Raw genomic sequence first — 24,302 nt, 5'->3', positions numbered from 1 at the left:
GGTCCGGAAACGACGCCGCGGGGGCTGGGCCCGCGGGCCCCCGACCACGCCGCGCCGGCCGGCCGCGCACCCGCAAAGCACCCTCAGCCGCAAGGGCACCCCCGGCACGGGGAAGGAGCACCGCCTGCCCGCGAGGGCGCCCCCGGACGGGGGAGAGTGCGGGTCGGCCGAGGGGGCAACCCCGCCCCGGGGAGGGGGTACCGCCGCCCGCGGGGGCACCCCGGAACCGTCGAGCCGCCGGAGGCGTGTGCAGAGGTAGGCGGCGGCCGCCATACTGCTGCTGCAAGCAAGAACGTTTCGTGGGGAGGGTGCGTGACGCAGACGCCGACAGGTGCGGTGCCGGTACAGACCGGGGGCCCGGGCGGCAGCCACCCGCAGGGACAGCCCGGCGGCGCGCCCCCTCTCGGCGCCCACCCCCCGCACAGGCTCGCCTGGCGCGAATCCCTCACCCGCCTGCGCTCCGCCGCGACCACGGAACCGGGCCGCCTCCGCCTCATCGGCGCCCTCCTGGCCGCCCTCGTCATCGCGTTCGGCACCGTCACCGCCTGGCAGGTGGTGGACCGTCAGTCCGCCGCAGGCAACGTGATCGACCACAGCGCCCCGTTGAGCGCGAACGCCGCCGAGATCTACCGCTCTCTCGCCGACGCGGACGCCACCGTGGCCGGCGGCTTCCTCGTCGGCGGCGAGGAGCCGAAGACCGTCTCCGACCGCTACCAGAGCGACATCACCAAGGCGGCCAAACTGATCGCCGACGCCGCCGCGAACAGCCCTGGCTCGCAAGAGGCCCGCACCCAGATCTCGGCGCTCAACAGCCAACTCCCGCAGTACACCGAGCTGGTGGCCACCGCCCAGGCCGACAACCGGCAGGGCCTGCCGCTGGGCGGCGCCTACCTGCGGTACGCCGACACGCAGATGCGCAAGCCGGGCGGCCTGCTGGACGCGGCGGACAAGCTGTACCAGGCGGAGAACTCCCGCCTGAGCGCCGACTACTCCGACGCGAAGTCACTGCCGTACGCGGCGTGGGCCCTGGGCGTGATCGCGCTGGCCGCGCTGGGGTGGGCGCAGCGGCGCCACTTCCGCCGCACCAACCGGGTGTTCAACCGGGGCATGCTCGCCGGGACCGCCGCGTCCGCGGTGGTGCTGCTGTGGCTGGTCGCGGCGCACACGGTGGCCCGTAACGACCTCGCGGACTCGTACGCGCACGGCGCGAAGTCGACGCAGGTGCTCAACAACGCGCGGATCGCGGTGCTCCAGGCCCGCGGTGACGAGAACCTCACGCTGGTCGCGCGCGGTTCGGGCGACCAGTACGAGTCGTACTTCAAGGACGGCATGAACAAGCTGGCCGGGCCGGCGTCCGCCAAGAGCGGCGGAGAGCTGGCCCAAGCGCTCGCGCTGGCCGACAAGGACGCGGGCCGCGCCCCGGTGCAGTCCGCGATCGACGACGTCCGCGACTGGCGGCAGCGGCACACCGCCGAGCGCAAGTCCGACGACGGCGGCGACTACACCACGGCCGTCGCCGAGGTGATCGGCGGCAAGAACAGCTCGGGCCGGACGGTGACCAGCAACACCGGCCAGAGCTTCGACGGGGTGGACAAGAACCTCGGGCAGGCCGTAGCGCAGGAGCAGAAGGAGTTCCACCAGTCCGCCACCGACGGACGCGGCGCGCTCGCGCTGCTGCCCTTCGGCGCGGCGCTGCTGGCCGCGTTCGCCGCGGGCGCCGCGCTCATCGGCATCGGGCGGCGCCTGTCGGAGTACCGGTGAGCGCGGTGCGGCCGGACACCGGCGGCACGGCGCGGGACCAGGACGGGCGGATAGCAGGGAGGACGCGGGTGACCCGGAGAACACGCGGATGGGGCGGCGTGGCGACGATGGCGGCGGCGTGCGCGCTGACCGTCGCGGCGGCGCTGAGCCCGCTGGGCGCGGGGCAGCTGGACGTGGGGCGGTTGAGGGGTGCCCCGGCACCGGCACCGGCCGGCGGGCCGGTGGCGCACTCGCGGTACGCCGCCGCGACCGACTCCGGCAGCTGCACCGACCCCGAGGCGAGCCTGTCGCCGTCCTCGGGCAGCACGGACGGCGCGGCGGTGGAACGGATCAAGAAGCGCGGCCGGCTGATCGTCGGCGTGGACCAGAACAGTTACCTGTGGGGCTTCCGCGACCCGGCGACCGGTGCCATCGACGGCTTCGACATCGACATCGTCAAGGCCATCGCGCAGAACATCCTGGGCAGCGAGAGCAAGGTGCAGTACCTGACGGTGCCGACCGCCAAGCGCATAGAGGACGTCCAGCAGCACAAGGTCGACATGGTGGTGCGCACCATGACGATCAACTGCGACCGGATCAAGGACGTGGCGTTCTCCACCGCCTACTTCGAGGCGGGCCAGCAGCTGCTCGCCCCGAAGGACTCGCCGATCACCGGCTTCGACGACAGCCTGGACGGCAAGCGGGTGTGCACCGCCAGCGGTTCCACCGGCTACGCGAAGTTGCAGGAGGGCTCGCACGGCGCCAGGATCACCACCGTCGACAACCAGCTCGACTGCCTGGTGCTGCTCCAACTCGGCCAGGTCGACGCCGTGTTCACCGACAACGCGCTCGCCGCCGGGCAGGCCGCGCAGGACCCGGCGGAGCACCTGGTGGGGAAGCCGGTCACCAAGGAGCCGTACGGTGTCGCCATGAACCTGGGCGACCAGGACCTGGTGCGCCGCGTCAACCAGGTGCTGGCGTCGTACGAGGCGGGCGGCGTCAACAGCGCGTGGATGCAGGCGTACCGCACGTGGCTGGCCAAGGACCTGCCGGATGTCACAGGACCGCCGCAGCCGACGTACAAATAGGGGACGGGGTGTTGCGACGCACGCGACGCGCACGGCGGGCATGACGCACACGGCGGGCACGGCCTACGGGAAGAGGGTGTGATGGCGGTCGCGGGAGCATCCGGACCGGTGATGGGCCGGGAGGACGTCGACCTTGCGCTGGAACGGCTCGCCGCCGAGCACGAGGCGGTCGAGACCTCCCTGCTGGCCCTCCAGGACCACTCCGGCCGCAGGCTGCTCGAGGGCGCCGAGCTGACCGGCGTGACCAAGGAGCGGTGGGCGCGCACCGACGCGGCGGTCACCGCGCTGTGGGCGCACTTCGAGGCGTACACCGACGCGCTCGGTGCCGCCCGCGAGCTGCGAGCCCGCCACCGCTGGCCGACCCAGACCGAACTCGCCCGGCTCACTGAGCTGTTGCGCGGCGACGGCATCACCGTGCTGGGCGGCACGGTGCCGGACCACGAGCGCTCGCTGACCGGACCGGCAGTTGCCAGCGAGCAGTTGAGCCTGGACGAGCTGGTCCGGCGGATGAACACCTGGTACGACCAGGCCATGGAGACGGTGGCCGCCGCCGACTCGGTGTGGTCCGCGCTGCCGGCCAGGATCGATCTGCTGGCGGCCGAGACGCAGCGCGTCCGCTCGCTGGCGCACTCGGTCGGCGTCCGCCCGGGCGAGCACCCGGCGGGCGACGAACTGGCTTCCCTGGTGGCCGAGTTGACTCAGCTCCGGGCTCGTACGGTGTCCGACCCGCTGGCATTCTGGACCCCGCGTCCGGCGCCCGGCCGCCCCGACACCACCGGCTACGACAGCGCGGGGCGCCGGCTGGAGGAGATCCGCCGCGAGGTCGAGGCGGTGCTGCACGTACGCGACGACGCCGAACACCGGCTCGCGCGGCTGCGCGACGTGATGTCGCGCGCCGACCGCACCCTCACCGAGGCGCGCAGCGCCCGTGTCGAGGTGCTGTCGAAGATCCTCGCCTCCGACGTGCCCGCGGTCAGCGGCCCGGCCGCCGCGCTGCACGAACAGCTGGGCGCGGCTGAGGAGTTCGCCAGGACCGCGCAGTGGCACCGGCTGTCCCCGCTGCTGGACAGCCTGGAGGGGCACGCCGACGACGAGCTGCTGCGGGCCAGGGAGTCGCTGACCGCGGTCACCGCGCCGCTGGCGGTGCGCGCCGAACTGCGCGGCCGGCTGGACGCGTACCGGGCGAAGGTGGCCCGGCTGGGGATGGCCGAGGACCCGCTGCTGATCGAGCGGTACGACCAGGCGCGGCGGCTGCTGTGGAGCGCGCCCTGCGACCTGGGCGCGGCCGACCGGACCGTACGCCGCTACCAGCAGGCGGTCGCGGAACTGGGCACCGGCCCGCGCACGCCCACTGACCGCACGGGGCCCGGATGAGCACGGGCGGGCCCGGACGACGGGCAACGGCAGCAGCGACTGCAACGGCAACGGCAACGAAGCGTCGGCAGGGACAGGGAAGGCTGAGGGGGAGACCGTGAGCAAGTGCCAGCGACCCGGCTGCGGCGGGACTTTGGAGGACATGGGCGGCGGCGAGCTGTACTGCGCCACCTGCGGTCTGGCGCCGCTGGCCGCCGCACCCGCGGCTCCGGCCGTGGCGTCCGGCTCCGGAAGACCCGCGGGCAGCGGCGGCGCGGGGCCGGCCGTCGCCGGTCCCCCGGCCGTGCCCGGTGCGCGCTCCGGCGCGGAGTCCGGGCGGTCCTTGCAGGGCAGTTCCTCGGCCGGCTCCTCCCGCTCGTCCCGGTCCTCCACCTCGCAGGCGTCCCGCCGTTCGGTCTCCGGCCGGCTGTCCAAGTCGCTGGCCGGCAACTCCACCGGCCGCTCGGTGTCGGTGCGCAGCACCCGTGGCACCGGCAGCGGCCCCACCCGCAGCAAACTCGGTGCGGGCCTGGTCTCCGTACCGGCGGTGCCGCGGCCCGACCCGGGCGCCGCGGTGCTGGTGAACCCGGAGGTGCCCGAGCGCAAGCGCTTCTGCAGCAAGGGCGACTGCGGGGCGCCCGTGGGCCGCAGCCGCGAGGGGCGGCCGGGGCGTACCGAGGGCTACTGCACCAAGTGCGGGCACCCGTACTCCTTCACGCCCAAACTGCGCGCCGGCGACATCGTGCACGGCCAGTACCTGGTGAAGGGCTGCCTCGCGCACGGCGGGCTCGGCTGGATCTACCTCGCCGTGGACCGCGCGGTCGCCGACCGCTGGGTGGTGCTCAAGGGCCTGCTGGACACCGGCGACGAGGACGCGCTGGCCGCCGCGGTCTCCGAGCGGCGCTTCCTCGCCGAGATCGAGCACCCCAACATCGTGCGGATCTACAACTTCGTCGAGCACCTGGACCAGCGCACCGGCACCCTCGACGGCTACATCGTGATGGCCTACGTCGGCGGCAAGTCGCTCAAAGAGATCGCCAACGAGCGCCGCACCCCGGACGGCAAGCGCGAGCCGCTGCCGGTCGCGCAGGCCATCGCGTTCGCCATCGAGACGCTCGACGCGCTCGGCCACCTGCACAGCCGCAACCTGCTCTACTGCGACTTCAAGGTGGACAACGCCATCCAGACCGGGGACCGGCTCGAGCTCATCGACATGGGCGCGGTACGCCGGATGGACGACATCGAGTCGGCGATCTACGGCACGGTCGGCTACCAGGCGCCCGAAGTCGCGGAGGTCGGGCCCTCGGTCGCCTCCGACCTGTACACCGTCGCGCGCACCCTGGCGGTGCTGACCTTCGACTTCCAGGGCTACACCAACGTCTTCGTGGACAGCCTGCCCGACCCGGACAAGATCGAGGTGTTCCGGCGCTACGAGTCGTTCTACCGGCTGCTGGTCCGCGCCACCGACCCCGACCCGCAGAAGCGGTTCTCGTCCGCCGAGGAGATGTCCGACCAGCTGCTCGGGGTGCTGCGCGAGGTCGTCGCCCTGGAGTCGGGCACGCCCCGGCCGGCCCTGTCCACCCTGTTCGGACCCGAACTGCGCGTGGTCGACACGGCGTTGGTGCGGCCGATGACCGGTGACGCCTCGCATCTGGGCGCGGTGCGCCCGGCGGAGGGCCGGCGCCGCACCAGACGCGACAAGGGCGCGGTCCCGCTCCCGCCCGTGGGAAGCCCCGCCCCCGCCCTGCCCGGGCAGCCGCAACAGGCCACCCCGGCCGGGGCGTTCGGGCCCGCGACGGGTGCGGTGGCGGGCGTCCCCTCGGTCACGGGCGCGGCCGGAGCGGGCACCGGCTGGGGTCCGGGCCGCCCGATCGTGTCCCGGCTGGACGCCACCGCGGCGGTCCTGGCCCTGCCCGTGCCGCACGTCGACCCGGCCGACCCCAACGCGGGTTTCCTGGCCGGGATCGCGGCCGCCGCACCCGGCGAGATGGTGGCCGCGCTCCGGTCCGCACCGGTGGACTCCGTGGAGCGGCGGCTGCGCGAACTGCGGGCCCTGCTGGAGCTGGACGACGCCGCGGGCGCCCGCGAGGTGCTGCGCACGCTGGACGACTCCGGCGAGGACAGTGCCGCCGACTGGCGGGTGGTCTGGCACCGCGGCCTGGTCGGGCTGTGCACCGCCGACCACGCGACGGCCGCCCTCAGCTTCGACGCGGTCTACGACGCCTTCCCCGGCGAGCCCGCGCCGAAGCTCGCACTGGGCATCTGCGCGGAGGTGCTCGGCCAGCTCGACAACGCCGCCGAGTACTACCGCCTGGTGTGGACCACCGACCACAGCTACGTCAGCGCGGCCTTCGGGCTGGCCCGGGTGCTGCTGAAGTCCGGCGACCGGATCGGCTCGGTGCGGGCCCTGGAGTCGGTGCCGGAGTCGTCGATCCACTACACGGCCGCCCGGGTCGCCGCGATACGCGCCCGGCTGCGCGACCGGGCACCGCAGGACTCCCTGCTGCCCGACCTGCACGCGGCGGCCCGCCAGGTGGAGGACCTCCAGCGGCAGGGCCTGGACCACGACCGCCGCGAGCAACTCGCCACGGAGGTGTACGGCAGCGCGCTCGACTGGGTGCTGGCCGGCCGGATCGGCGCGGGCACCGCACCGGCCGGGCCCGTGCTCGGCGCCGAACTGGACGAGCGCGGACTGCGGTTCGGCCTTGAGCGGTCCTACCGGGTGCTCGCCCGGCTGGCCCGCCAGGGCGGTACGAGGATCGAACTGGTGGAGCGGGCCAACCGCTTCCGCCCCAGGACCTGGGTGTAAACCGATGCCACCACTGCCCGAGTCGGCGCCCTCCGCGCCCACGGCCCGCCCGACGATCTGCCCGGGCTGCTCCGAACCCCAGGCCCCCGACGACCGGTTCTGCGGGCGCTGCGGCCGCGACCTGAACGCGCCGCCCGACCCCGAGCCGGCCGGTCAGGAACCGGACGCCGCGGAGCCGCAGGGGGCGGAGCCGCAGGGCGCGGAGTCGCGGGCCGCGGGCACGGCCGCTGGGGCCGCCGAGCAGGCACCGCCCGGTCAGGCGGTGAACGGCGCCGACCCCCAGGCCACCGGCGCCTTCCTGCTGGCTCCGCCGCGTGCCGGCTCCTCCGACGAGACCCTCCCGCTCGGCTTCTCCGCCCGGCTGTCCGACCCGGACGGGCCGGACGGGCCGGACGCACCGGAGCGGGTCGGGGCGCCGGCCGCCGGGACCGCGCCGGGCAGCGCCCCCGTGCCCGCCTCCGCCGGCCCGGTGTGCGTGGCCTGCGGCCTCGGCGGCGTGGACGACGACGGCTACTGCGAGCACTGCGGGCACGCCCAGCCGCGTCAACGCGACCATCAGGAGAAGGAGTTGGAGGGCGTGGCGGCGGTCAGCGACCGCGGCCTGCGGCACCACCGCAACGAGGACGCCTTCACGCTGGGCAGCGCCGCGCTGCCGGACGGCAGCGCCGCCGTGGCCGCGGTGGTGTGCGACGGCGTGTCCACCGCGCATCGCCCCGACGACGCCTCCGCGGCGGCGGCCGCCACTGGCCGCGAGTCGCTGCTCGCCGCCCTGGAGCAGGGCACCGCGCCGGACGAGGCGATGCGCGGCGCGCTGCTCGCCGCCTTCGACGCGGTGGGCGCGCTGGCCGCCGAGGAGTCGCCCGAGCCGCCGGCCGCCCACCACAACTCCCCCGCCTGCACCTACGTCAGTGCGGTCGTCACCGGCCCGGTCTTCACCGTCGGGTGGATCGGCGACAGCCGCGCGTACTGGATCCCGGACGACCGCGGCACCCCGGCCGCCCGCCTCACCGAGGACGACTCGTGGGCGGCACGGATGGTCTCGGCCGGGCTGATGTCGGAGGCGGAGGCGTACGCCGATGAGCGGGCGCACGCGATCACCGGCTGGCTGGGCGCGGACGCGGTGGAGGCCGACCCGCACGTCGCGGCCTTCCAGCCGGAGGGGCCCGGGGTGATCGTGGTGTGCACCGACGGGCTGTGGAACTACGCCGAGTCGGCCGCCGAGATGGCCGAGGCGGTACCGGCCGACGCCCGTACCAGGCCGCTGGCGAGCGCGCGGGCGCTGCTGGGTGTGGCGCTCGACGGCGGCGGCCACGACAACGTAACGGTCGCGGTGCTCCCGTTCCCGACGGGCGTCGCAGGGGCAGGATTCCCACCCGCCTAGCTCTCGCCGGCGCGCATGCGCACGGCAGGGGGGCGGACGAGCAAAGGCGTGAAGGAGCACAGGAAGCGATGCCTAGTCTTTCGAAGTCGAACGTGCCGCAGTTCTCGGTCGACGTGTACCAGAACGAGTACCTGCCCGAGGGCGGTCGCGAGGTCAACGCGATCGTCACGGTGACCTCGACCGGCGGCGGCACCTCCGGCGGCCGTCCGCTGCCGGGCAACCCGGCGGCGGCCGGCGTGGTCATCATGGTCGACTGCTCCGGCTCGATGGAGTACCCGCCGACGAAGATGCGCAACGCGCGGGAGGCCACCGCGGTCGCCATCGACGCGCTCCGCGACGGGGTGTCGTTCGCCGTGGTGGCCGGCACCCACCAGGCCCGCGAGGTCTATCCGGCCAACGGCGGCCTGGCGGTGGCCGATCCGGCCACCCGCGCGCAGGCCAAGCAGGCGCTGCGCAAGCTCACCGCGAGCGGCGGCACCGCGATCGGCACCTGGCTGCGGCTCGCCGACCGGCTGCTCTCCGCCTCCGACGTGGCCATACGGCACGGCATCCTGCTCACCGACGGCCGCAACGAGCACGAGAAGCCGGAGGACCTGCAAAGCGCCCTGGACGCCTGCTCCGGCCGCTTCACCTGCGACGCGCGCGGGGTCGGCACGGACTGGGAGGTCAAGGAGCTGACCGGGATCGCCTCCGCGCTGCTCGGCTCCGTCGACATCGTCGCCGACCCGGCCGGCCTGGCCGCCGACTTCCAGGCGATGATGGAGAACGCGATGGGTAAGGAAGTCGCGGACGTGGCGCTGCGGGTGTGGGCCCCGCAGAACGTCGAGATCGCGTTCGTGAAGCAGGTCGCGCCGACCGTGGAGGACCTGACCGCGCGGCGGACCGAGGCGGGCCCGCGGGTCGGCGACTACCCGACCGGGTCGTGGGGCGACGAGTCCCGCGACTACCACGTCTGCGTGAAAGTGCCGCCGGCCGTCGTCGGGCAGGAGATGCTGGCAGCCCGGGTGTCGCTGGTACTGCCGGAACCGGACGGCACCTCGCAGGTGCTGACCCAGGCGCTGGTCCGGGCGGTGTGGACGGACGACATGGCCGCCTCCACCCGGATCAGCCCCCAAGTCGCCCACTACACCGGGCAGGCCGAGCTGGCGCAGGCCATCCAGCAGGGGCTGGAGGCCCGCAAGTCCGGTGATCTGGACTCCGCGACCGCCAAGCTGGGCCGCGCGGTACAGCTGGCCAGCGCCTCGGGCAACGAGGACACCGCCAAGCTCCTGGCCAAGGTGGTGGACGTGGTGGACGCGGCGAACGGTACTGTGCGTCTGAAGCCCAAGGTCGCCGACGCCGACGAGATGACCTTGGAGACACGGTCGACGAAGACCGTACGCGTGAAAAAGTAGTCGGGTACGAAGTGCTCGCACACGACCTTGGGAGCCACCCGAACCGGGCGGAGGGGGAGCCGACGCCATGCCGATCTGTGCCAACGGCCACCAGAACACTGCCACCGAATGGTGCGAGGTCTGCGGCCTGCTGATGACGGCACCGGCCGCCGGGTCGCGGCCGGCGTCCTCCGCGTCGTCGTCCTCGGCCTCACCGGTCTCGCCGCCGCCGTCCTCGCCGTCGCCACCCAGTTTCGGGGGCGAACCGGCGGCGGGCGGCGGGGAGTTGTGCCCGACCTGCCAGACGCCGCGGGAGGGCGCGGCGCTGTTCTGCGAGCAGTGCCGCTACAACTTCCGTACCCACGCGGCGACCGTGGTGCCGCCGATCACCCCGGACTTCCCGCCCTATCAGCGGTACGAGTCGCAGCGCTCGCGGCCCTCGCAGGTGAACCGGCCCGCCGAGGCGGTGCCGGACGGGTCGGTCACCATCACCTCGGGCTCGGGCGACTTCGTGCTCGACCCGCCGTCCGGTGCGGTGTCCGTACCGAGCGGCCCGGTGACCGTCGCGCCGAACGACCCCGCGGGGAGCGGGCCGAGCCGGCCGAACGGATCGAGCGGACCGAACGGACAGACCGGAGCGGGCGGTTCAGCCGCATCCGGCGGACCGGGCGCGGCGGTCACCGACCCGGCCGGGCAGCAGGCGCCGCCGTCGGCCTCGTCGGGTATGGCCCCGGCGTGGGTGGCCGTGGTCACCGCCGACCGGGCCTACTTCACCGCGATGATGGCCCGCAGCGGGCCGGACGCCGAGCAGTTGTACTTCCCGGCCTACTCCCCCGAGGTCCAACTCCCGCTCACCGGGCACCAGGTCACCATCGGCCGCCGCCGGCACAGCACCGGCGAGGCGCCCGACATCGACCTGTCCCGCTCGCCGGAGGACCCGGGCGTCTCACATCATCACGCGGTGCTGGTCCAGCAGCCCGACGGTTCCTGGTCGGTGGTCGACCAGGACTCCACCAACGGCACCACCGTGAACCTCGCCGAGGATTCCATCCGCCCCTACCTGCCGGTCCCCCTCGCCGAGGGCGACCGGGTGCACGTCGGCGCCTGGACGACGATCACCCTGCATCGGGCGTGATCGGCCAGGTCAGGGGGCCGTCCGGGCTGTCGCGCCACAGCCACTGGCGCGTTCCGTCGACGGTCAGCCCGTAGCGGGTGCGGTCCGGGCGCGGGCTGCCGCCGAAGGCGCTCGCCCCGAACACGTCGGCCGCCAGGCCGTGTTCGCCCATGCCGGTGGCGCTGCCGTCGCCTCCCCCGGCGAACACGCCGCGCAGCGGCACGAAGTAGGCGGGCGTGTCCAGGAACCGCCCCTCGGCCCGCCCGGGACCGCGCACGGTCAGCGCCACCAGCCCGGTCGCCAGCGGCAGCAGCACCATGCCGCCGGGCACGCACTGCTCCAGCCAGGCCGGCGGCACCGAGGGCAGCTCGCAGGTCGCGATGATCCGGTCGTAGGGGGCGCGCGGCTGATGGCCGAGGGCGCCGTCCCCGGTGACCACGACCACCGAGCGGGCCGCCTCGGTGCCGTACGCGGCCAGGTGCGCGCGGGCCGCGGCCGTGATCTCCGGCTCCAGGTCGATGGTGGTGACCGTGCCGGGGCCGAGCCGGTGGGCCATCAGCGCCGCGTTGTAGCCGGTGCCCGCGCCGATCTCCAGCACCCGCTCGCCGTCGGAGACGTCCAGGGCCTGGCACATCAGCGCCATCAGCGACGGTTGGCTGCTGGAGGAGACCAGTTCGCCGCGGACCACGCGGGTGGCGATCGGCCGGTCCGCGTAGGCGCCCGCGAGACGGCCGAGCGAGCGGCGCGGCACGGCCGACCGGTCCTCGCCGTCATCGGGCCCGCGGCCGTACCCGGCCTCCTCGCCGTACCCCGGGCCCTCGCCGTACCCGGCCTCCTCGTCGAATTCCTCGCCGTACCCGATCCCCTCGCCGTACGGCTCCTGCGCCGGGGGTCCCCCGTCCTCGTCGTCCAGGACGAACAGGTGCCGCGGCACCGCCTCGAAGGCGGCCCGCCAGGCCGGGTCGGTGAGGCCGCCGGCGGCCACGATCCGCCGCACCATCCGGGCTCGCAGGCTCCGCGCGGCGGCGGAGTACCGCCGGTCGTACCACCCTTCGTGCCGCCCTTCGGGCCCGTTCGTGCCCATGTCTCCATCCTGCTCCGGAAGCGGCCGTGGTTCGACCGGGGACGGGGCGGCGGGCCCCGCGCCGCGTCTGCGACGATGGAGAGGTGAACGAGATCCAGCGCGGCGAGTTGCAGCAGCAGACGTTCTACGAACTCGTCGGCGGCGAGGAGACCTTCCGCCGGCTGGTGCACCGCTTCTACCAGGGCGTCGCCGACGACCCCGACCTGCGCGCGCTCTACCCGGAGGAGGACCTCGGCCCGGCCGAGGAGCGGCTCACCCTCTTCCTGATGCAGTACTGGGGCGGCCCGCGCACGTACAGTGACGAGCGCGGCCACCCCCGGCTGCGGATGCGGCACGCCCCGTTCACGGTGAACCGCGCCGCCCACGACGCGTGGCTGCGCCACATGCGCGACGCCGTCGACGACTTGGCGCTCCCGCCGGAGCAGGAGCACCAGCTCTGGGACTACCTGGTCTACGCGGCCGCGTCGATGGTGAACACCCCGGGCTGATCCCGGTCGGCTCTGACCCTGCGTGGCCGTGCGGCCACGCAGACGCTCCCTCCGGGCGCCGCGGTCCCGGGTCCGCCCTGCGGTGCATCACGATCGGATTGCGACACTCGCGGTCACGGTTCTGCCCCGGTGTTCCCTTTGAGAGCATCCCGTCAGTACCTGACGGGGGGAACATGTGACCGGATTCGTCGTGCTGCGTATCCGCGCGCACCGACTGCTGCTCGCCGCCGCCCTGCTCACGGTGCTGCTGACGACGTGCGTGCTCGCCACCTTCACCGCCTTCACGGGCGCGATCGGCGACGCGGCCATCCGGCGCACGCTCCAGCACCAGTCCGCGGGGCAGTCCACCGTCGAGGTGCGGACCAATCTGAGCGACACGGACGGTACCGCGGTGGACACCGCGGTACGCGGCCACCTGCGCGACGCCTTCGGCGGGCTGCCCGCCCACGTCGCGGGCAGCACCCAGTCCGGCCCCTACGGCCTGCCCCGCACCCTGCGGTCCTCGGCCAAGCCGCCGGGAAGCGATCCCGACCTGACCCTGCTGGCCACCTTCGCCCGCTCCGAGGTCCGCCTGGTGAAGGGCAGTTGGCCGGCCGCGGCCGGGCGGAACGCGTCGCGGGTGCAGGTGGCGGTGCCGCAGGTGGCCGCGCAGACCCTGAAGACCGAGCCCGGCGACGTCCTCACCCTCGCCAACCGCCTGGGCGGCCACCCGCTGACGGTCGAGGTCACCGGGATCTTCCGGCCGCGCGACCCGGCCTCGCCGTACTGGCACCTCGACCCTCTGGGCGGCCGCGGCGCCCACACCGTCGCCTTCACCACCTACGGGCCGATGCTCGCCGCACCCGGCACCTTCGGGTCCGGCCGGGTCACACCCGCCGTGATGGCCTGGCAGGCCACCGGCGACTTCGACCACGTCACGTCGCACGCCATGGACAGGCTCCAGAACGGCGTCCGGGCGACCCTCGCCGCGCTGCACACCGACAAGGCCACCTCGACCACCCAGGCCACCAGCGGCCTGCCGGACCTGATCGACGCACTGCGGCGCAGCATGCTGGTCACGCGTTCCACGCTGCTGATCGGCGCCCTCCAACTCGTCATCCTGGCCGGCTTCGCGCTGCTGCTGGTGGCGGGGCTGCTCGCGGAGGAACGGGCCGGGGAGACCGCGCTGCTGCGGGCGCGCGGAGGCTCGCGGGGACGGGTCGCCCGGCTCGCCGGGTGGGAGGCGCTGCTGCTCGCGGTGCCGGCCGCCGTGATCGCCCCGCTGCTGGCCGGACCGGTCACGCGGCTGCTGGCCGGTACCGGGGCCATGGCCCGCACCGGCGTCCACCTCGGCTCCGGCAGCACCGCGGCGGCCTGGCTGGTCTCGGTCGGCGTCGCGCTGGCCTGCGCCTGCGCGGTGATCGTGCCCGCGCTGCGCACCGGCGGCGGGTACGCCGCCGAGCGGGCCGCGCGCTCCCGGCGCGGCGCCCTGCCCGGCTCGGTGCAGGCGGGCGCGGACCTGGCGCTGCTGGTCGTCGCCGCGGTCGCCTATTGGCAGCTGCAGCGGCGCTCCTCCGGCACCGGCGCGCTGACCTCCAACGCGGGCGGCGGGCTCGGCGTGGACCCGGTGCTGGTCGCCGCGCCCGCGCTGTGCCTGCTGGCCGGCACCGTGCTGGTGCTGCGGCTGCTGCCGCTCGCCGCCAAGCTCGGCGAGCGGCGGGCCGCGCGCGGCCGCACCCTGCCGCTGGCGCTGGCCGGCTGGCAGCTCGCCCGACGGCCGCGGCGCGGCGCGGGAGCGGCGCTGCTGCTGGTGCTGGCGGTCGCGATGGGCATCTTCTCGATCGGCCAGAGCGCCAGTTGGGACCGCTCGCAGCGTGACCAGGCCCAGTACGAGGTCGGCGCCGACCTGCGGGTCACCGGCATGACCACGCCTCCGTTCGGGCAGGCGGGAATCTTCGCGGGGCAGCCCGACATCGTTGCCGCCGCCCCGGCCGCCCAGGAGGCCGTCGTCCTCGACGAGGACCGCACGGCGACCGTACTGGCCATCGATTCCGCGCAGGCCGCCAAGGCGATGCGGTTCCGCTCGGATCTGACCGGCGGGCGGTCCGCCGCCGAGGTGCTCGCGCCGCTGCACGCCCACACCAACGCTGCGACCGGCGGCTTCACGCTGCCCGACGGCGCGCGGAAGGTCACCTTCTCCACGGCGCTGCGGGCCGCCCCCGGCACGACCGCCGGGGAGAGCACCGTCCACGTCAGCCTCACCGTCATGGACGCGGAGGGCACGCCGTACGTCTTCGGCATCGGCGACCTCCTGTCGGACGGCAAGCGGCATCCCCTCGTCTTCGACATCGCCTCGGCCGCCGGTTCGGCCGGCGGCGCGCCCGCCGGCCCCCTGCGGGTGATCGGCATGGACGTGCAGTACGACGTCCCCCTGCACAGCGCGTCGTACGCGCTGACCGTGGCAAGCGCGCAGGTCACCGGGAGCGACGGCGCGACGCGTCCGCTGGCGCCGGCCACCCGGCCCTGGTCGGCTTCGGCCGCCCTCGACGACCCCACCCTCGGCGAGCTGCCCGGCTCCGAGAAGTCCTCGTCCGGCGCGCCGCACGCCGGCGGCGGAGTGCTGCTGACCGTGAACTACAGCACCGGCGCCGTCCCGCTGGCCCCCGGAGCCTTCATCGAGGTACCGACCGGCACCACGCGGATCTTCACCGGGACCCCGAAGCCGCAGCCGCTGGCGGGCGTCGCCACCGAGGACTTCATGAAGGCGCAACGGGCGAGGATCGGCGACAACGTCAGCGTGTCGCTCGGCGGCATCGACGTGCCGGTGCGCATCGCCGGTTCGGTGGGCGGGATACCCGGGCTCGGTGACGAGGGGACGGCGGGCGCGGGGACGTCCGGCGACGGGACGTCCGACGGCGGGAACGCGTCGACGGCCGGATCCGGGACCGGCCCCGGCCAGGACGTCGGCGGGATCGTCGTCGACCTGCGGGCGGTCAACCAGTACCTCCAGTACCACAGCGCCCAGACGCTGGAACCCGTGGAGTGGTGGCTCGGCGCCCGTCCGGGCGACATCGAGCGGACCGCCGCCGCGCTGCGCGCCCGGACGGACGTCGACACGGTGCTGGTGGCCGACGAGACGGCCACCGACCTGCGCTCGGACCCGCTCGGCGCCGGCCCGCAGTCGGCGCTGCCCGCCGCCGTGGTGGCCGCGGTGGTGCTCGCGTCGCTCGGTTTCGCGGTCTCCGCGGCGGGCGCGGTCCGCGAGCGCACCGCGGAGTTCGCGATCCTGCGGGCGCTCGGGGCGTCCCGGCGCAAGCTCGCCCGGGTGATCGCGGCCGAGCAGGGGCTGCTGGTGCTGGTCTCGCTGGTGGTCGGCGCGGCACTCGGCGCGCTGCTGACCCGGCTGGTGACGCCGCTGATCGTCCTGACCCCGCAGGCCACGGCGCCGATCCCGACGCTGCTCGTGCGGCTCCCGGCCGGCCGCCTGCTCGAACTCCTCGGGGAGGTCGTGGTGGTGCCCGCGCTGGTGGTGCTGGCGACGGCGATGCGGCGCGGCGATCCGGCGACGGCACTGCGACGGCAGGGGGAGGACTGAGATGGCGGGGCGAGAGCGGGACGGCGGAGGGCCGGTGGAGCCGCTGCGGCCGGATGAGCCCGGTGAGTCGGTGGAGCCCGATGAGCCCGGCGAGCCGGTACGGCCGGACGGAGCGGATGGACCCGTGAACGGAGGCCCGGGGGGCGGGAGTTCGGCCGCCATCGCGGGCGGGGGTCCGGACGAGGGCCCCGGCTCCGACGGGGACGGCACGGACGAGGGTCCGGACGGGGGCGTACGGCTCCCGTGGGTGCGGGTGCGGCTGCGGTCCGCGCGCGCCACGGCCCTCGCCACGTTCGGCCTCGTGCTGATCACCGCCTTCCTCGCGGCGGCACTGCCGCGCGCCGTGGACCGCTACGAGGACCGGGCGCTGCGCCACGCGGTGCAGTCCGGCAGCGTCCAGAACCGCGGTATCGCCCTCACCGCGACGTTCCAGGCCCAGCTGAGCACCATGCCCTCCGACCCGCTCGCCCCGTCCACCCTCGACTCGGTGCAGTCCTCCATCCGCTCGCTGCTGGCGTCCAACGCGCCGCTCGACCCGCACGGAGGTGTCTACGGGGTGCGCACCGGCAAGGAGTCGGACGTGCCCGACCCGTCCGTGGCGCGCACCTCCTCGCACGACCCGGCCGCCGACCTCGTGGCGCAGGCCGGCCTCGGCGCGCAGTCCCGGCTGGTGGCCGGCCGCATGCCGCACGCGCCGGGCGTGATCCGCGAGGGCGAGCCCCCACCGCCGGTGGACGCCGCGATCACCGAACGGTCCGCTCAGGTGCTCCACCTGAAGGTCGGCACGGTCCTGCACCTGCGCGGGCTCGGGGACACGCCGCTGACCGTCCACGTGACGGGGATCGTGGCGCCCCGCGACCCGAAGGCGCCGTACTGGAACGAGGATCCCGACCTGCTCGGCCCGGTGAAGACCACCGCGCCCGCCGGGCCCGACGACGACCCCGAGACGTACTGGCACTTCACGCTGCTGGCCAACCCCTATGCCGGGGACTCGATCCCGCAGCTCGGCTGGGGCGCGAACCTGTACTGGTACGAGCCGCTGCAGGTCGGACGGCTGACCGCGCACGGGATGCCCGCGCTCCAGACGGTGCTGTCGTCCCTGTCCGGCGGCCCGCTGGCGGTCACGCTCCAGGACCAGACCGGGACCCCGGTCCGGGTCGGCGACTCCCTCGGCGCCACGTTCACGGCGTTCTCCCAGGAGCGCGACGCGACCTCCCCGATGGTGCTGATCGCGGCCATCGGCGTCGGCACCACCGCGCTCGCGGTCCTGCTGATGACCGGGGGGCTCGCCGCCGAGCGGCGACGCGGCGAGATCACCCTGCTGCGCTCGCGCGGCGGGTCGCTGCGGGGCATAGCCGGCCGGCTCGCCGGCGAGACCGCCGCGGCCGCCGTGCCCGGCGGAGCCGTCGGCACCCTGCTCGCGCTCGTGCTGCTGCCGACCGAGCGCTGGCGGCTCCCGGTACTGCTGGCCGCGCTCGTCACCGCCGTCGTGGCGCTCGCGCTGCCGCTGCGCGCCGGGTTCGCCGTCCGCCGGCCCCGCCCGGAGGGCCGGGAGGACGTCGCCACCGCCAAGCCCTCGCGGCGCCGGCTGGTGGTGGAGCTCACCGTCGTCGTCCTGATGGCCGGCGCGGTCGTGGCACTGCGGCAGCGCGGCGCAGGCGGCTCCGGCGGCTCCACCGGCGGGTCCGGGAGCGACGGTCTCGGCGACGACCCCTTCCTCGCCGCCGCGCCCGTGCTGGTGGCGATCGGCGCCGCACTCGTCCTGCTCCGGCTCTACCCGGTGCCGCTGCGGCTGCTCGCCCGCCCCGCGGCGCGGCTGCGGGGCGCGGTCACCCACCTCGGGCTGGCCCGCGCCGGCCGTTCCCCCGCCACCGGCCAACTGCCGCTGCTGGCTGTGCTGGTGGCGCTCACCGTGACGTCCTTCGGCGGCTCCGTGCTCGCCGGGATCAGCCACGGCAGGGACCGGGCCGCCACGGCGACGGTCGGCGCGGACGCGCGGATCGACGCGATCTCGCCCACCCTGGACACCCGGCTGCCGAAGGCCGTCAAGGGTGTGCCCGGCGTCGGCACCGTCACCGCGGCCCGGGTCGAGCCGGCCGACGGCGACGGCACGGAGTTCCGCGGCGCGTACGAGCTGGTGATCGTGGACCCGGCCTCGTACGTCGAGCTGAACCACGAGATCGGGCTGCCCTCCTTCCCGGCGGGCGCGCTGACCGGCGGGCACCCCGGGGGCACGCTGCCGGCCGTGCTGTCCCCTGGGCTCGCCGGGCAGATCGGCCGGAAAACCCTCACGATCGGCAGCGACGTCGGCACCCTCACGATCCGCGAGGCGGCCGTCGTCCGGGCCACTCCGGCCGCCCCCGGCTCCGCATTCGTGATCGTCTCCGCGGCCGATGTCGCCGCCTTGCACCCGGAGGCCGCGCAGTACTCGCAGTTGAGCGCCCCGACGACGCTGCTGGCCATGACCGCGCCGGGCGGGCACATCGACGCGCAGGCGCTGCGCAAGGCGGTGAAGGGCGGGGTGACGACGGCGTCGGTCGTGCTGCGCAGCCAGGAGCGGGCCGCGCTGGCGGACACCCCGCTGCAGCACGGCGCCCACCGGCTGTACCTCACGGCCGTCGCGGCCGGGGCCGGCTACAGCGCCCTGGCGCTGCTGCTGTCGCTGCTCCAGGCGGCGCCGGGCCGGGCGACCCTGCTGGCCCGGCTGCGCACGATGGGCCTGACCCGGGGGCAGGCGCGGCGGCTGGTCCTGCTGGAGATGCTGCCGCAGGTGCTGCTCGGCGCGGTCGGCGGTGTGCTGGTGGGGCTGGCGGTGATCCCGCTGCTCGGCCCGGGCATCGACCTGCGCGCCCTCGCCTTCGGTACGGGGCCGCGCGACTTCGCGCCGGTCGACTTCGGGCTGGGTCTGCGCGCGAACCCGTGGGCCCTTGCCCTGCCGTCGGCGGGGCTGCTGATACTGGCCTGCGTGGTGCTGCTGGCGCAGGCCTGGGTGACCGGGCGGCGGAGAGAGAGTACGGAACTGAGAGCGGGGGACCGGGTATGAGCGGGGGACGGGACATGGGCGGGGACGCGCGGGAGGACGGGGCGGGCGAGGGGGCTCCGTCCGCGCCGGGTTCGTCGGGTGCGTCGGGCGGTGCCGATTCCGGGGCGGGGGTCGGTGCGGGGACGGAAGGTGCCGCGGGCGCGGGCGGAAACGGGGCTGCGGGCGCGGGAGTTGCCGCGGGCGCGGGAGTTCCCGCGGCGGGGGTTGCCGCGGGCCCGACCGCGGATACGGTCACCGTGGAAGCGCGGCCCGAAGTGCGCAGCCTCGCCGAGCTGGAGCAGCGGGCGGCAGCCGGCCGCAACGGCGCGGTGTACGGCCAGGACTCGCTGATCACCTGCGACCGCCTGGTGCGGATCTTCACCGCGGACGGCGTCGAGGTGCAGGCGCTCCAGGGCCTCGACCTGCTGGTCGGCAAGGGCGAGTTGATGGCACTGGTGGGCGCGTCCGGCAGCGGCAAGTCCACGCTGCTGAACATCCTCGCCGGCCTGGACGTACCCACCGCGGGCGCGGCCTCCGTCGGCGGCTACGACCTGCTCGCCATGGACGCCGCCGCCCGGCTGCGCTACCGCCGCGAGGTGGTCGGCTTCGTCTGGCAGCAGACCGCCCGCAACCTGCTGCCGTACCTGACCGCGGCCCAGAACGTGGTGCTGCCGATGCAGCTGGCCGGCCGCAGCGGGCTGCGTGCCAAGCGGCAGCGGTCCGCCCGGGCCGGGGAACTCCTCGACATGCTCGGCGTCGGCTACTGCCGGGACCGGCGTCCCGGCCAGATGTCCGGCGGCGAGCAGCAGCGCGCCGCGATCGCCGTCGCCCTCGCCAACAACCCGTCGGTGATCCTCGCCGACGAGCCGACCGGCGAGCTGGACTCGGCCACCGGCGAGCAGGTCTTCGCCTCCTTCCGCACCGCGAACGAGGAGCTCGGCACCACGGTCGTCGTGGTCACCCACGACCACGCGGTGTCCGGCGCCGTCCAGCGCACGGTCGCCATCCGCGACGGCCGGACCGCCTCCGAGGTGGTCCGCCGTACCGAGGTCGACGAGCACGGCCAGGAGTCGGTGGTCGCCCGGGAGTACGCCACCGTCGACCGCGCCGGGCGGCTGCAGATCCCGCGCGACTACACCGAGGCGCTGGACATCCGCTCCCGGGTGCTGCTGGAGCTCGAACCGGACCACATCGGGGTGTGGCCGGACCGCCCGGAGGAGTAGCCCCAGGTCCGGCGCGGGATCGTCCGGAGGTCGTCCGGGGCCTCCCGCTCGATCGGTTCGTCCGTCCGTCCGGGAGTCGGGCGTGTCGGCGATCGGGGGCCCGGCAGTACCCCTCACAGGGCGGCGCACCCGGCCGGGACCGGCCTAGCCTGGAACGCATGGACGCACCCGGCGGCCCCGCGACCCGGGCCAACACGGAACTGCGGGAGTTCCTGCGCTCCCGCCGGGCCCGGATCAGCCCCGAGCAGGCCGGGCTCTCCCCGCAACCGGGTGCCCGCCGCGTGCCGGGCCTGCGCCGGGAGGAGGTCGCGCAGCTCGCCGGCGTGAGCGTCGACTACTACGTGCGCCTGGAGCGCGGCCGCACCGCGCACGCCTCCGAGACCGTCCTCGACGCCGTCGCCCGCGCCCTGCTCCTGGACGACACCGAACGCGACCACCTGTTCGCGCTGGCCCGCCCGACCCGGCGCCGGGTCCCCCATGCCCTGCCGCCGCAACGGGTCCGGCCCGGCCTCCACCGGCTGCTCGACACCCTCACGGACACCCCCGCGCTCGTCCTGGGGCGCCGGATGGACGTCCTCGCCAGCAACCGCCTCGCCCGCGCCTTCTACACCGACTTCGAGGCCCTGCCGCACCGCGAGCGGAACATGGCCCGCTTCATGTTCCTCGACGAGGGGGCGCGGAGCCTCTACGACGACTGGGCGGCCGGCGCCCGCAGCACCGTCGCGGCGCTGCACCTCTACGCCGGGAAGTACCCGCACGACCCGCGGCTGGCCGAACTCGTCGGCGAACTGTCCGTCCGCGACCCGGACTTCCGCCGCTGGTGGGCCGAACACGACGTGATGCGCCGCACCAACGGCAGCAAGCGCTACCACCACCCGGTCGTCGGCGACCTCACCCTGGAGTACGAGGCTCTCGCGCCGACCGGCGACCCCGAGCAGATCCTCGGGGTGCACACCGCGGAGCCCGGGTCCCCCTCCGAGCACGCCCTGCGGCTGCTGGCCTCCTGGACCGCGGAGAGCGCCCCGAGCGCAGGGGCCGACAGCGGCAGCGGTAGCGGTACGGGAAGGGGTGCCGGGTCCGCCGGCTGAAGCGGCCCGGCCCCTCCGTCAGACCGGCGACACCGTCATTCCCGGGGACACCGTCAGCCCGGACGCCGCCGACGCGCCGCGCATCGCCACCGACCCGTAGCCCGTACGCAGCCGCACCCACGGACCGGCCGCGAGCACCGCGACCGCCTCGTCCGCGGCCTCACCGGACCGCCGCGCGGGCAGGAAGCCGAGCGCGTGGGCGGCGTGCACCACCCGCAGGGTGACCCCCGCCCCGCCACCGGGCAGCGGCCTGCTCCACAGCTCCTCCGCCAGCGCGTCCAGCTCCGCTCGGCCGCGCCGCTCGGGCACCAGCGACTCCGTGCGCTCCCGGAACTCCGCGACGGCCCGCGCCGCGACCTCGCGCACGGCCGTCGCCTCCATCTCCGCGACCCGCCGCCATCCCTCGCGCGGCGGCAGCACTCCGGCCCACGCCGGCCCGGTGACGGACGGCGGCACCGTGAACTGCCCGCCGCCCACCGCCTCCCCCACCGACTCCAGCAACTGTCCGGCCGACACGGTGGCGTCCACCACCGCCGCTGCCCCCTCGCCGGCGAGCGCCAGGCTCTTGACGGCCAGCACCCCGCCGAAGGGCGGCTGCCCGAACACGCCGAGCGCCGCCTCCCCCGCCGCCGAACGCAGCCGCACCACCGCGGCCTTGTCCCACCTGACCAGCCGCCCGAGGAACGCGGCGAGGTCGGCCTCCACCACGGCCGCCCCGCCCGGGTCCTCCGCGAAGCGGAGCCGTGTACTCACCCGACCACGGCCCCTTCGTCCCGATACCGCTCCAGGAACTCCCGCTCGTCGTCGGTGATCCGCCGCGGCCGCTGCTCGGCCAGCAGATACGGCACCACGACCGTCTCCGCCCGCGCGTAGACCGTCTCCTCGTCCTTGACCTCGTACCTGACGGTCATGGACGCGGCGTTGATGCTCTCCACCCACGTCTCGATCGCGATCGGCTCATACCGGTGCACCAGCGGCCGCAGGTAGTCGATCTCGTGCCTGGCCACCACCGATCCACCCGCGAACGTCCCGCTGCCGTCCCGGTCCGCCAGCCGGAACATCAGGTCGATCCGCGCCTCCTCCAGGTACCGCAGGAACAGCACGTTGTTGACATGGCCGTACGCGTCCATGTCCCCCCAGCGCAGCGGGCAGTGGAAGACGTGCCGTGCCATCAGCCGCGGGTCAGCTTCTTGTACGTGGCCCGGTGCGGGCGTGCGGCGTCCGGCCCCAGCCGCTCCACCTTGTTCTTCTCGTACGACTCGAAGTTGCCCTCGAACCAGAACCACTTCGAGTCGCCCTCGTACGCCAGGATGTGGGTCGCGACCCGGTCCAGGAACCACCGGTCGTGGGAGACGACCACTGCCGCGCCCGGGAACTCCAGCAGCGCGTTCTCCAGCGACGACAGCGTCTCCACGTCGAGGTCGTTGGTCGGCTCGTCGAGCAGCAGCAGGTTCCCGCCCTGCTTGAGCGTCAGCGCGAGGTTCAGCCGGTTGCGCTCACCGCCGGAGAGCACGCCGGCCGGCTTCTGCTGGTCCGGGCCCTTGAAGCCGAACGCCGACACGTACGCCCGCGACGGCATCTCGACCTGGCCGACGTTGATGTAGTCCAGGCCGTCGGAGACGACCTCCCACAGCGTCTTCTTCGGCTCGATGTTCGACCGGCCCTGGTCGACGTACGAGATCTTCACCGTCTCACCGACCCTGATGCTGCCGGTGTCCGCCTGCTCCAGGCCCTGGATCATCTTGAACAGCGTGGTCTTGCCGGCGCCGTTCGGCCCGATGACACCCACGATGCCGTTACGCGGCAGGGTGAAGGACAGGTCGTCGATCAGCACCTTGTCGCCGAACGCCTTGTGCAGGTGCTCCACCTCGACCACGACGGAGCCCAGCCGCGGGCCCGGCGGGATCTGGATCTCCTCGAAGTCCAGCTTCCGCATCTTGTCGGCCTCGGCGGCCATCTCCTCGTACCTGGCCAGTCGCGCCTTCGACTTGGCCTGACGCCCCTTGGCGTTGGAGCGGACCCACTCCAACTCCTCCTTCAGGCGCTTCTGCCGCTTGGCGTCCTTCTGCCCCTCGACCTTCAGCCGGGAAGCCTTGTTCTCCAGGTAGGTGGAGTAGTTGCCCTCATACGGCAGCGCCCGGCCGCGGTCCAGCTCCAGGATCCACTGCGCCACGTTGTCCAGGAAGTACCTGTCGTGGGTCACGGCCACCACGGTGCCCGGGTACTTCGCCAGGTGCTGCTCCAGCCACTGCACCGACTCGGCGTCGAGGTGGTTGGTCGGCTCGTCCAGCAGCAGCAGGTCCGGTGCCTCCAGCAGCAGCTTGCACAGCGCCACCCGGCGCTTCTCGCCACCGGACAGGTTCGTCACCTGCCAGTCCCCGGGCGGGCAGCCCAGGGCGTCCATGGCCTGCTCGAGCTGCGCGTCGAGGTCCCAGGCATTGGCGTGGTCGAGCTGCTCCTGCAGCTTGCCCATCTCGTCCAGCAGGGCGTCGGAGTAGTCCGTCGCCATCTGCTCGGCGATCTCGTTGAACCGGTCGAGCTTGGCCTTCGTCTCCGCGACGCCGTCCTGCACGTTCTCCAGGACCGTCTTCGAGTCGTCCAGCGGGGGCTCCTGCAGCAGCATCCCCACGCTGTACCCCGGCGACAGGAACGCGTCCCCGTTCGACGGGTGCTCCAGCCCCGCCATGATCTTCAGCACGGTGGACTTACCGGCGCCGTTCGGGCCGACCACACCGATCTTCGCGCCCGGCAGGAAGCTCAGCGTCACGTCATCCAGGATGACCTTGTCGCCGTGCGCCTTGCGCGTCTTGCGCATCGTGTAGATGTACTCAGCCAAGAGAAACCGTCCGGCAATCGAGAAGGGCCAATGTGCGGCTCCGCCGCGTGAGGGCAGATACACCCCATCTTGCCGTACGTCCACCCGGCGGGGCGAATGGGTAGGTCAGGCCCGCCCACCCCGGCGCGG

16 protein-coding genes are annotated in these 24,302 nt (G+C 74.5%); 12 read left to right on the top strand and 4 right to left on the bottom strand.

From position 1 onward, the window contains the following. The first annotated feature begins 312 nt into the window (after nucleotides 1-312). From C4U44_RS25245 to C4U44_RS25215, 7 genes are all read left to right on the top strand, one after another. The gene (locus C4U44_RS25245) at nucleotides 313-1,761 is read left to right on the top strand and encodes a hypothetical protein (RefSeq protein ID WP_235032327.1); all 1,449 of its coding nucleotides are present in this window, start codon (nucleotides 313-315) and stop codon (nucleotides 1,759-1,761) included. Nucleotides 1,762-1,829: 68 nt separating this feature from the next. Further along, nucleotides 1,830-2,828 carry a glutamate ABC transporter substrate-binding protein gene (locus C4U44_RS25240; protein WP_407642885.1) on the top strand — a complete coding sequence of 333 codons (999 nt, stop codon included), beginning with the start codon at nucleotides 1,830-1,832 and terminating at the stop codon, nucleotides 2,826-2,828. 81 nt (nucleotides 2,829-2,909) lie between these two features. Then, the gene (locus C4U44_RS25235) at nucleotides 2,910-4,202 is read left to right on the top strand and encodes a coiled-coil domain-containing protein (protein ID WP_103888276.1); all 1,293 of its coding nucleotides are present in this window, start codon (nucleotides 2,910-2,912) and stop codon (nucleotides 4,200-4,202) included. A 142-nt stretch (nucleotides 4,203-4,344) separates the two neighbouring features. Continuing rightward, complete coding sequence (locus C4U44_RS25230; protein ID WP_103888275.1) at nucleotides 4,345-6,990, top strand: serine/threonine-protein kinase; 2,646 nt, start codon at nucleotides 4,345-4,347, stop codon at nucleotides 6,988-6,990. Nucleotides 6,991-6,994: 4 nt separating this feature from the next. Then, nucleotides 6,995-8,371 carry a PP2C family serine/threonine-protein phosphatase gene (locus tag C4U44_RS25225; RefSeq protein WP_103888274.1) on the top strand — a complete coding sequence of 459 codons (1,377 nt, stop codon included), beginning with the start codon at nucleotides 6,995-6,997 and terminating at the stop codon, nucleotides 8,369-8,371. A gap of 68 nt (nucleotides 8,372-8,439) precedes the next feature. Then, a complete protein-coding gene (locus tag C4U44_RS25220; protein ID WP_103888273.1) occupies nucleotides 8,440-9,765 on the top strand; it encodes a vWA domain-containing protein in 1,326 nt (441 codons plus the stop codon). A 67-nt stretch (nucleotides 9,766-9,832) separates the two neighbouring features. Next, complete coding sequence (locus C4U44_RS25215; protein WP_103888272.1) at nucleotides 9,833-10,879, top strand: FHA domain-containing protein; 1,047 nt, start codon at nucleotides 9,833-9,835, stop codon at nucleotides 10,877-10,879. Here C4U44_RS25215 and C4U44_RS25210 read toward each other — a convergent pair. Beyond that, nucleotides 10,860-11,942: a methyltransferase domain-containing protein gene (locus C4U44_RS25210; RefSeq protein ID WP_407642884.1), complete on the bottom strand. Its 1,083-nt coding sequence runs from the start codon at nucleotides 11,940-11,942 to the stop codon at nucleotides 10,860-10,862. The genes C4U44_RS25215 and C4U44_RS25210 overlap by 20 nt on opposite strands. A gap of 83 nt (nucleotides 11,943-12,025) precedes the next feature. On the opposite strand from C4U44_RS25210, the gene C4U44_RS25205 reads away from it, so the two are divergent. The 5 genes from C4U44_RS25205 to C4U44_RS25185 all read left to right on the top strand — a co-directional run bounded on the left by C4U44_RS25205 (nucleotide 12,026) and on the right by C4U44_RS25185 (nucleotide 21,337). Then, nucleotides 12,026-12,430, top strand: a complete 405-nt coding sequence (locus C4U44_RS25205) for a globin (RefSeq protein WP_103888271.1) — start codon at nucleotides 12,026-12,028, stop codon at nucleotides 12,428-12,430. 175 nt (nucleotides 12,431-12,605) lie between these two features. Continuing rightward, nucleotides 12,606-16,004, top strand: coding sequence for an FtsX-like permease family protein (locus tag C4U44_RS25200; RefSeq protein WP_103888270.1), 3,399 nt, complete (start codon nucleotides 12,606-12,608; stop codon nucleotides 16,002-16,004). 124 nt (nucleotides 16,005-16,128) lie between these two features. After that, nucleotides 16,129-19,047 carry an FtsX-like permease family protein gene (locus tag C4U44_RS25195; protein WP_146088333.1) on the top strand — a complete coding sequence of 973 codons (2,919 nt, stop codon included), beginning with the start codon at nucleotides 16,129-16,131 and terminating at the stop codon, nucleotides 19,045-19,047. A 236-nt stretch (nucleotides 19,048-19,283) separates the two neighbouring features. After that, nucleotides 19,284-20,249 carry an ABC transporter ATP-binding protein gene (locus C4U44_RS25190; RefSeq protein WP_103888268.1) on the top strand — a complete coding sequence of 322 codons (966 nt, stop codon included), beginning with the start codon at nucleotides 19,284-19,286 and terminating at the stop codon, nucleotides 20,247-20,249. Nucleotides 20,250-20,407: 158 nt separating this feature from the next. Beyond that, complete coding sequence (locus C4U44_RS25185) at nucleotides 20,408-21,337, top strand: helix-turn-helix transcriptional regulator (protein ID WP_103888267.1); 930 nt, start codon at nucleotides 20,408-20,410, stop codon at nucleotides 21,335-21,337. A gap of 18 nt (nucleotides 21,338-21,355) precedes the next feature. Here C4U44_RS25185 and C4U44_RS25180 read toward each other — a convergent pair whose 3' ends face one another. From C4U44_RS25180 to ettA, 3 genes are read right to left on the bottom strand one after another with little or no spacing between them, the layout of a single operon-like run. Further along, nucleotides 21,356-22,090: a hypothetical protein gene (locus C4U44_RS25180; RefSeq protein ID WP_200823390.1), complete on the bottom strand. Its 735-nt coding sequence runs from the start codon at nucleotides 22,088-22,090 to the stop codon at nucleotides 21,356-21,358. After that, nucleotides 22,087-22,509 carry an acyl-CoA thioesterase gene (locus C4U44_RS25175; protein ID WP_103888266.1) on the bottom strand — a complete coding sequence of 141 codons (423 nt, stop codon included), beginning with the start codon at nucleotides 22,507-22,509 and terminating at the stop codon, nucleotides 22,087-22,089. Before C4U44_RS25175 ends, C4U44_RS25180 begins: the two co-directional genes overlap by 4 nt. After that, entirely contained in the window at nucleotides 22,509-24,173 is a 1,665-nt protein-coding gene (gene ettA, locus C4U44_RS25170; protein WP_103888265.1) for an energy-dependent translational throttle protein EttA, read from the bottom strand. Before ettA ends, C4U44_RS25175 begins: the two co-directional genes overlap by 1 nt. Between the last annotated feature and the right edge of the window lie 129 nt (nucleotides 24,174-24,302).

Source organism: Actinacidiphila yanglinensis (genome assembly GCF_900107965.1).
In the GTDB taxonomy this organism is placed as follows: Bacteria; Actinomycetota; Actinomycetes; order Streptomycetales; family Streptomycetaceae; genus Actinacidiphila; species Actinacidiphila yanglinensis.
This window is presented reverse-complemented; position numbering and strand designations above follow the sequence as displayed.

Coding starts and splice junctions, on each gene's coding strand:
- C4U44_RS25235 (WP_103888276.1), top strand. CDS start 2,910: ATGGCGGTCGCGGGAGCATCCGGACCGGTGATGGGCCGGGAGGACGTC.
- C4U44_RS25230 (WP_103888275.1), top strand. CDS start 4,345: ATGGGCGGCGGCGAGCTGTACTGCGCCACCTGCGGTCTGGCGCCGCTG.
- C4U44_RS25225 (WP_103888274.1), top strand. CDS start 6,995: ATGCCACCACTGCCCGAGTCGGCGCCCTCCGCGCCCACGGCCCGCCCG.
- C4U44_RS25220 (WP_103888273.1), top strand. CDS start 8,440: ATGCCTAGTCTTTCGAAGTCGAACGTGCCGCAGTTCTCGGTCGACGTG.
- C4U44_RS25215 (WP_103888272.1), top strand. CDS start 9,833: ATGCCGATCTGTGCCAACGGCCACCAGAACACTGCCACCGAATGGTGC.
- C4U44_RS25210 (WP_407642884.1), bottom strand. CDS start 11,942: ATGGGCACGAACGGGCCCGAAGGGCGGCACGAAGGGTGGTACGACCGG.
- C4U44_RS25185 (WP_103888267.1), top strand. CDS start 20,408: ATGGACGCACCCGGCGGCCCCGCGACCCGGGCCAACACGGAACTGCGG.
- C4U44_RS25175 (WP_103888266.1), bottom strand. CDS start 22,509: ATGGCACGGCACGTCTTCCACTGCCCGCTGCGCTGGGGGGACATGGAC.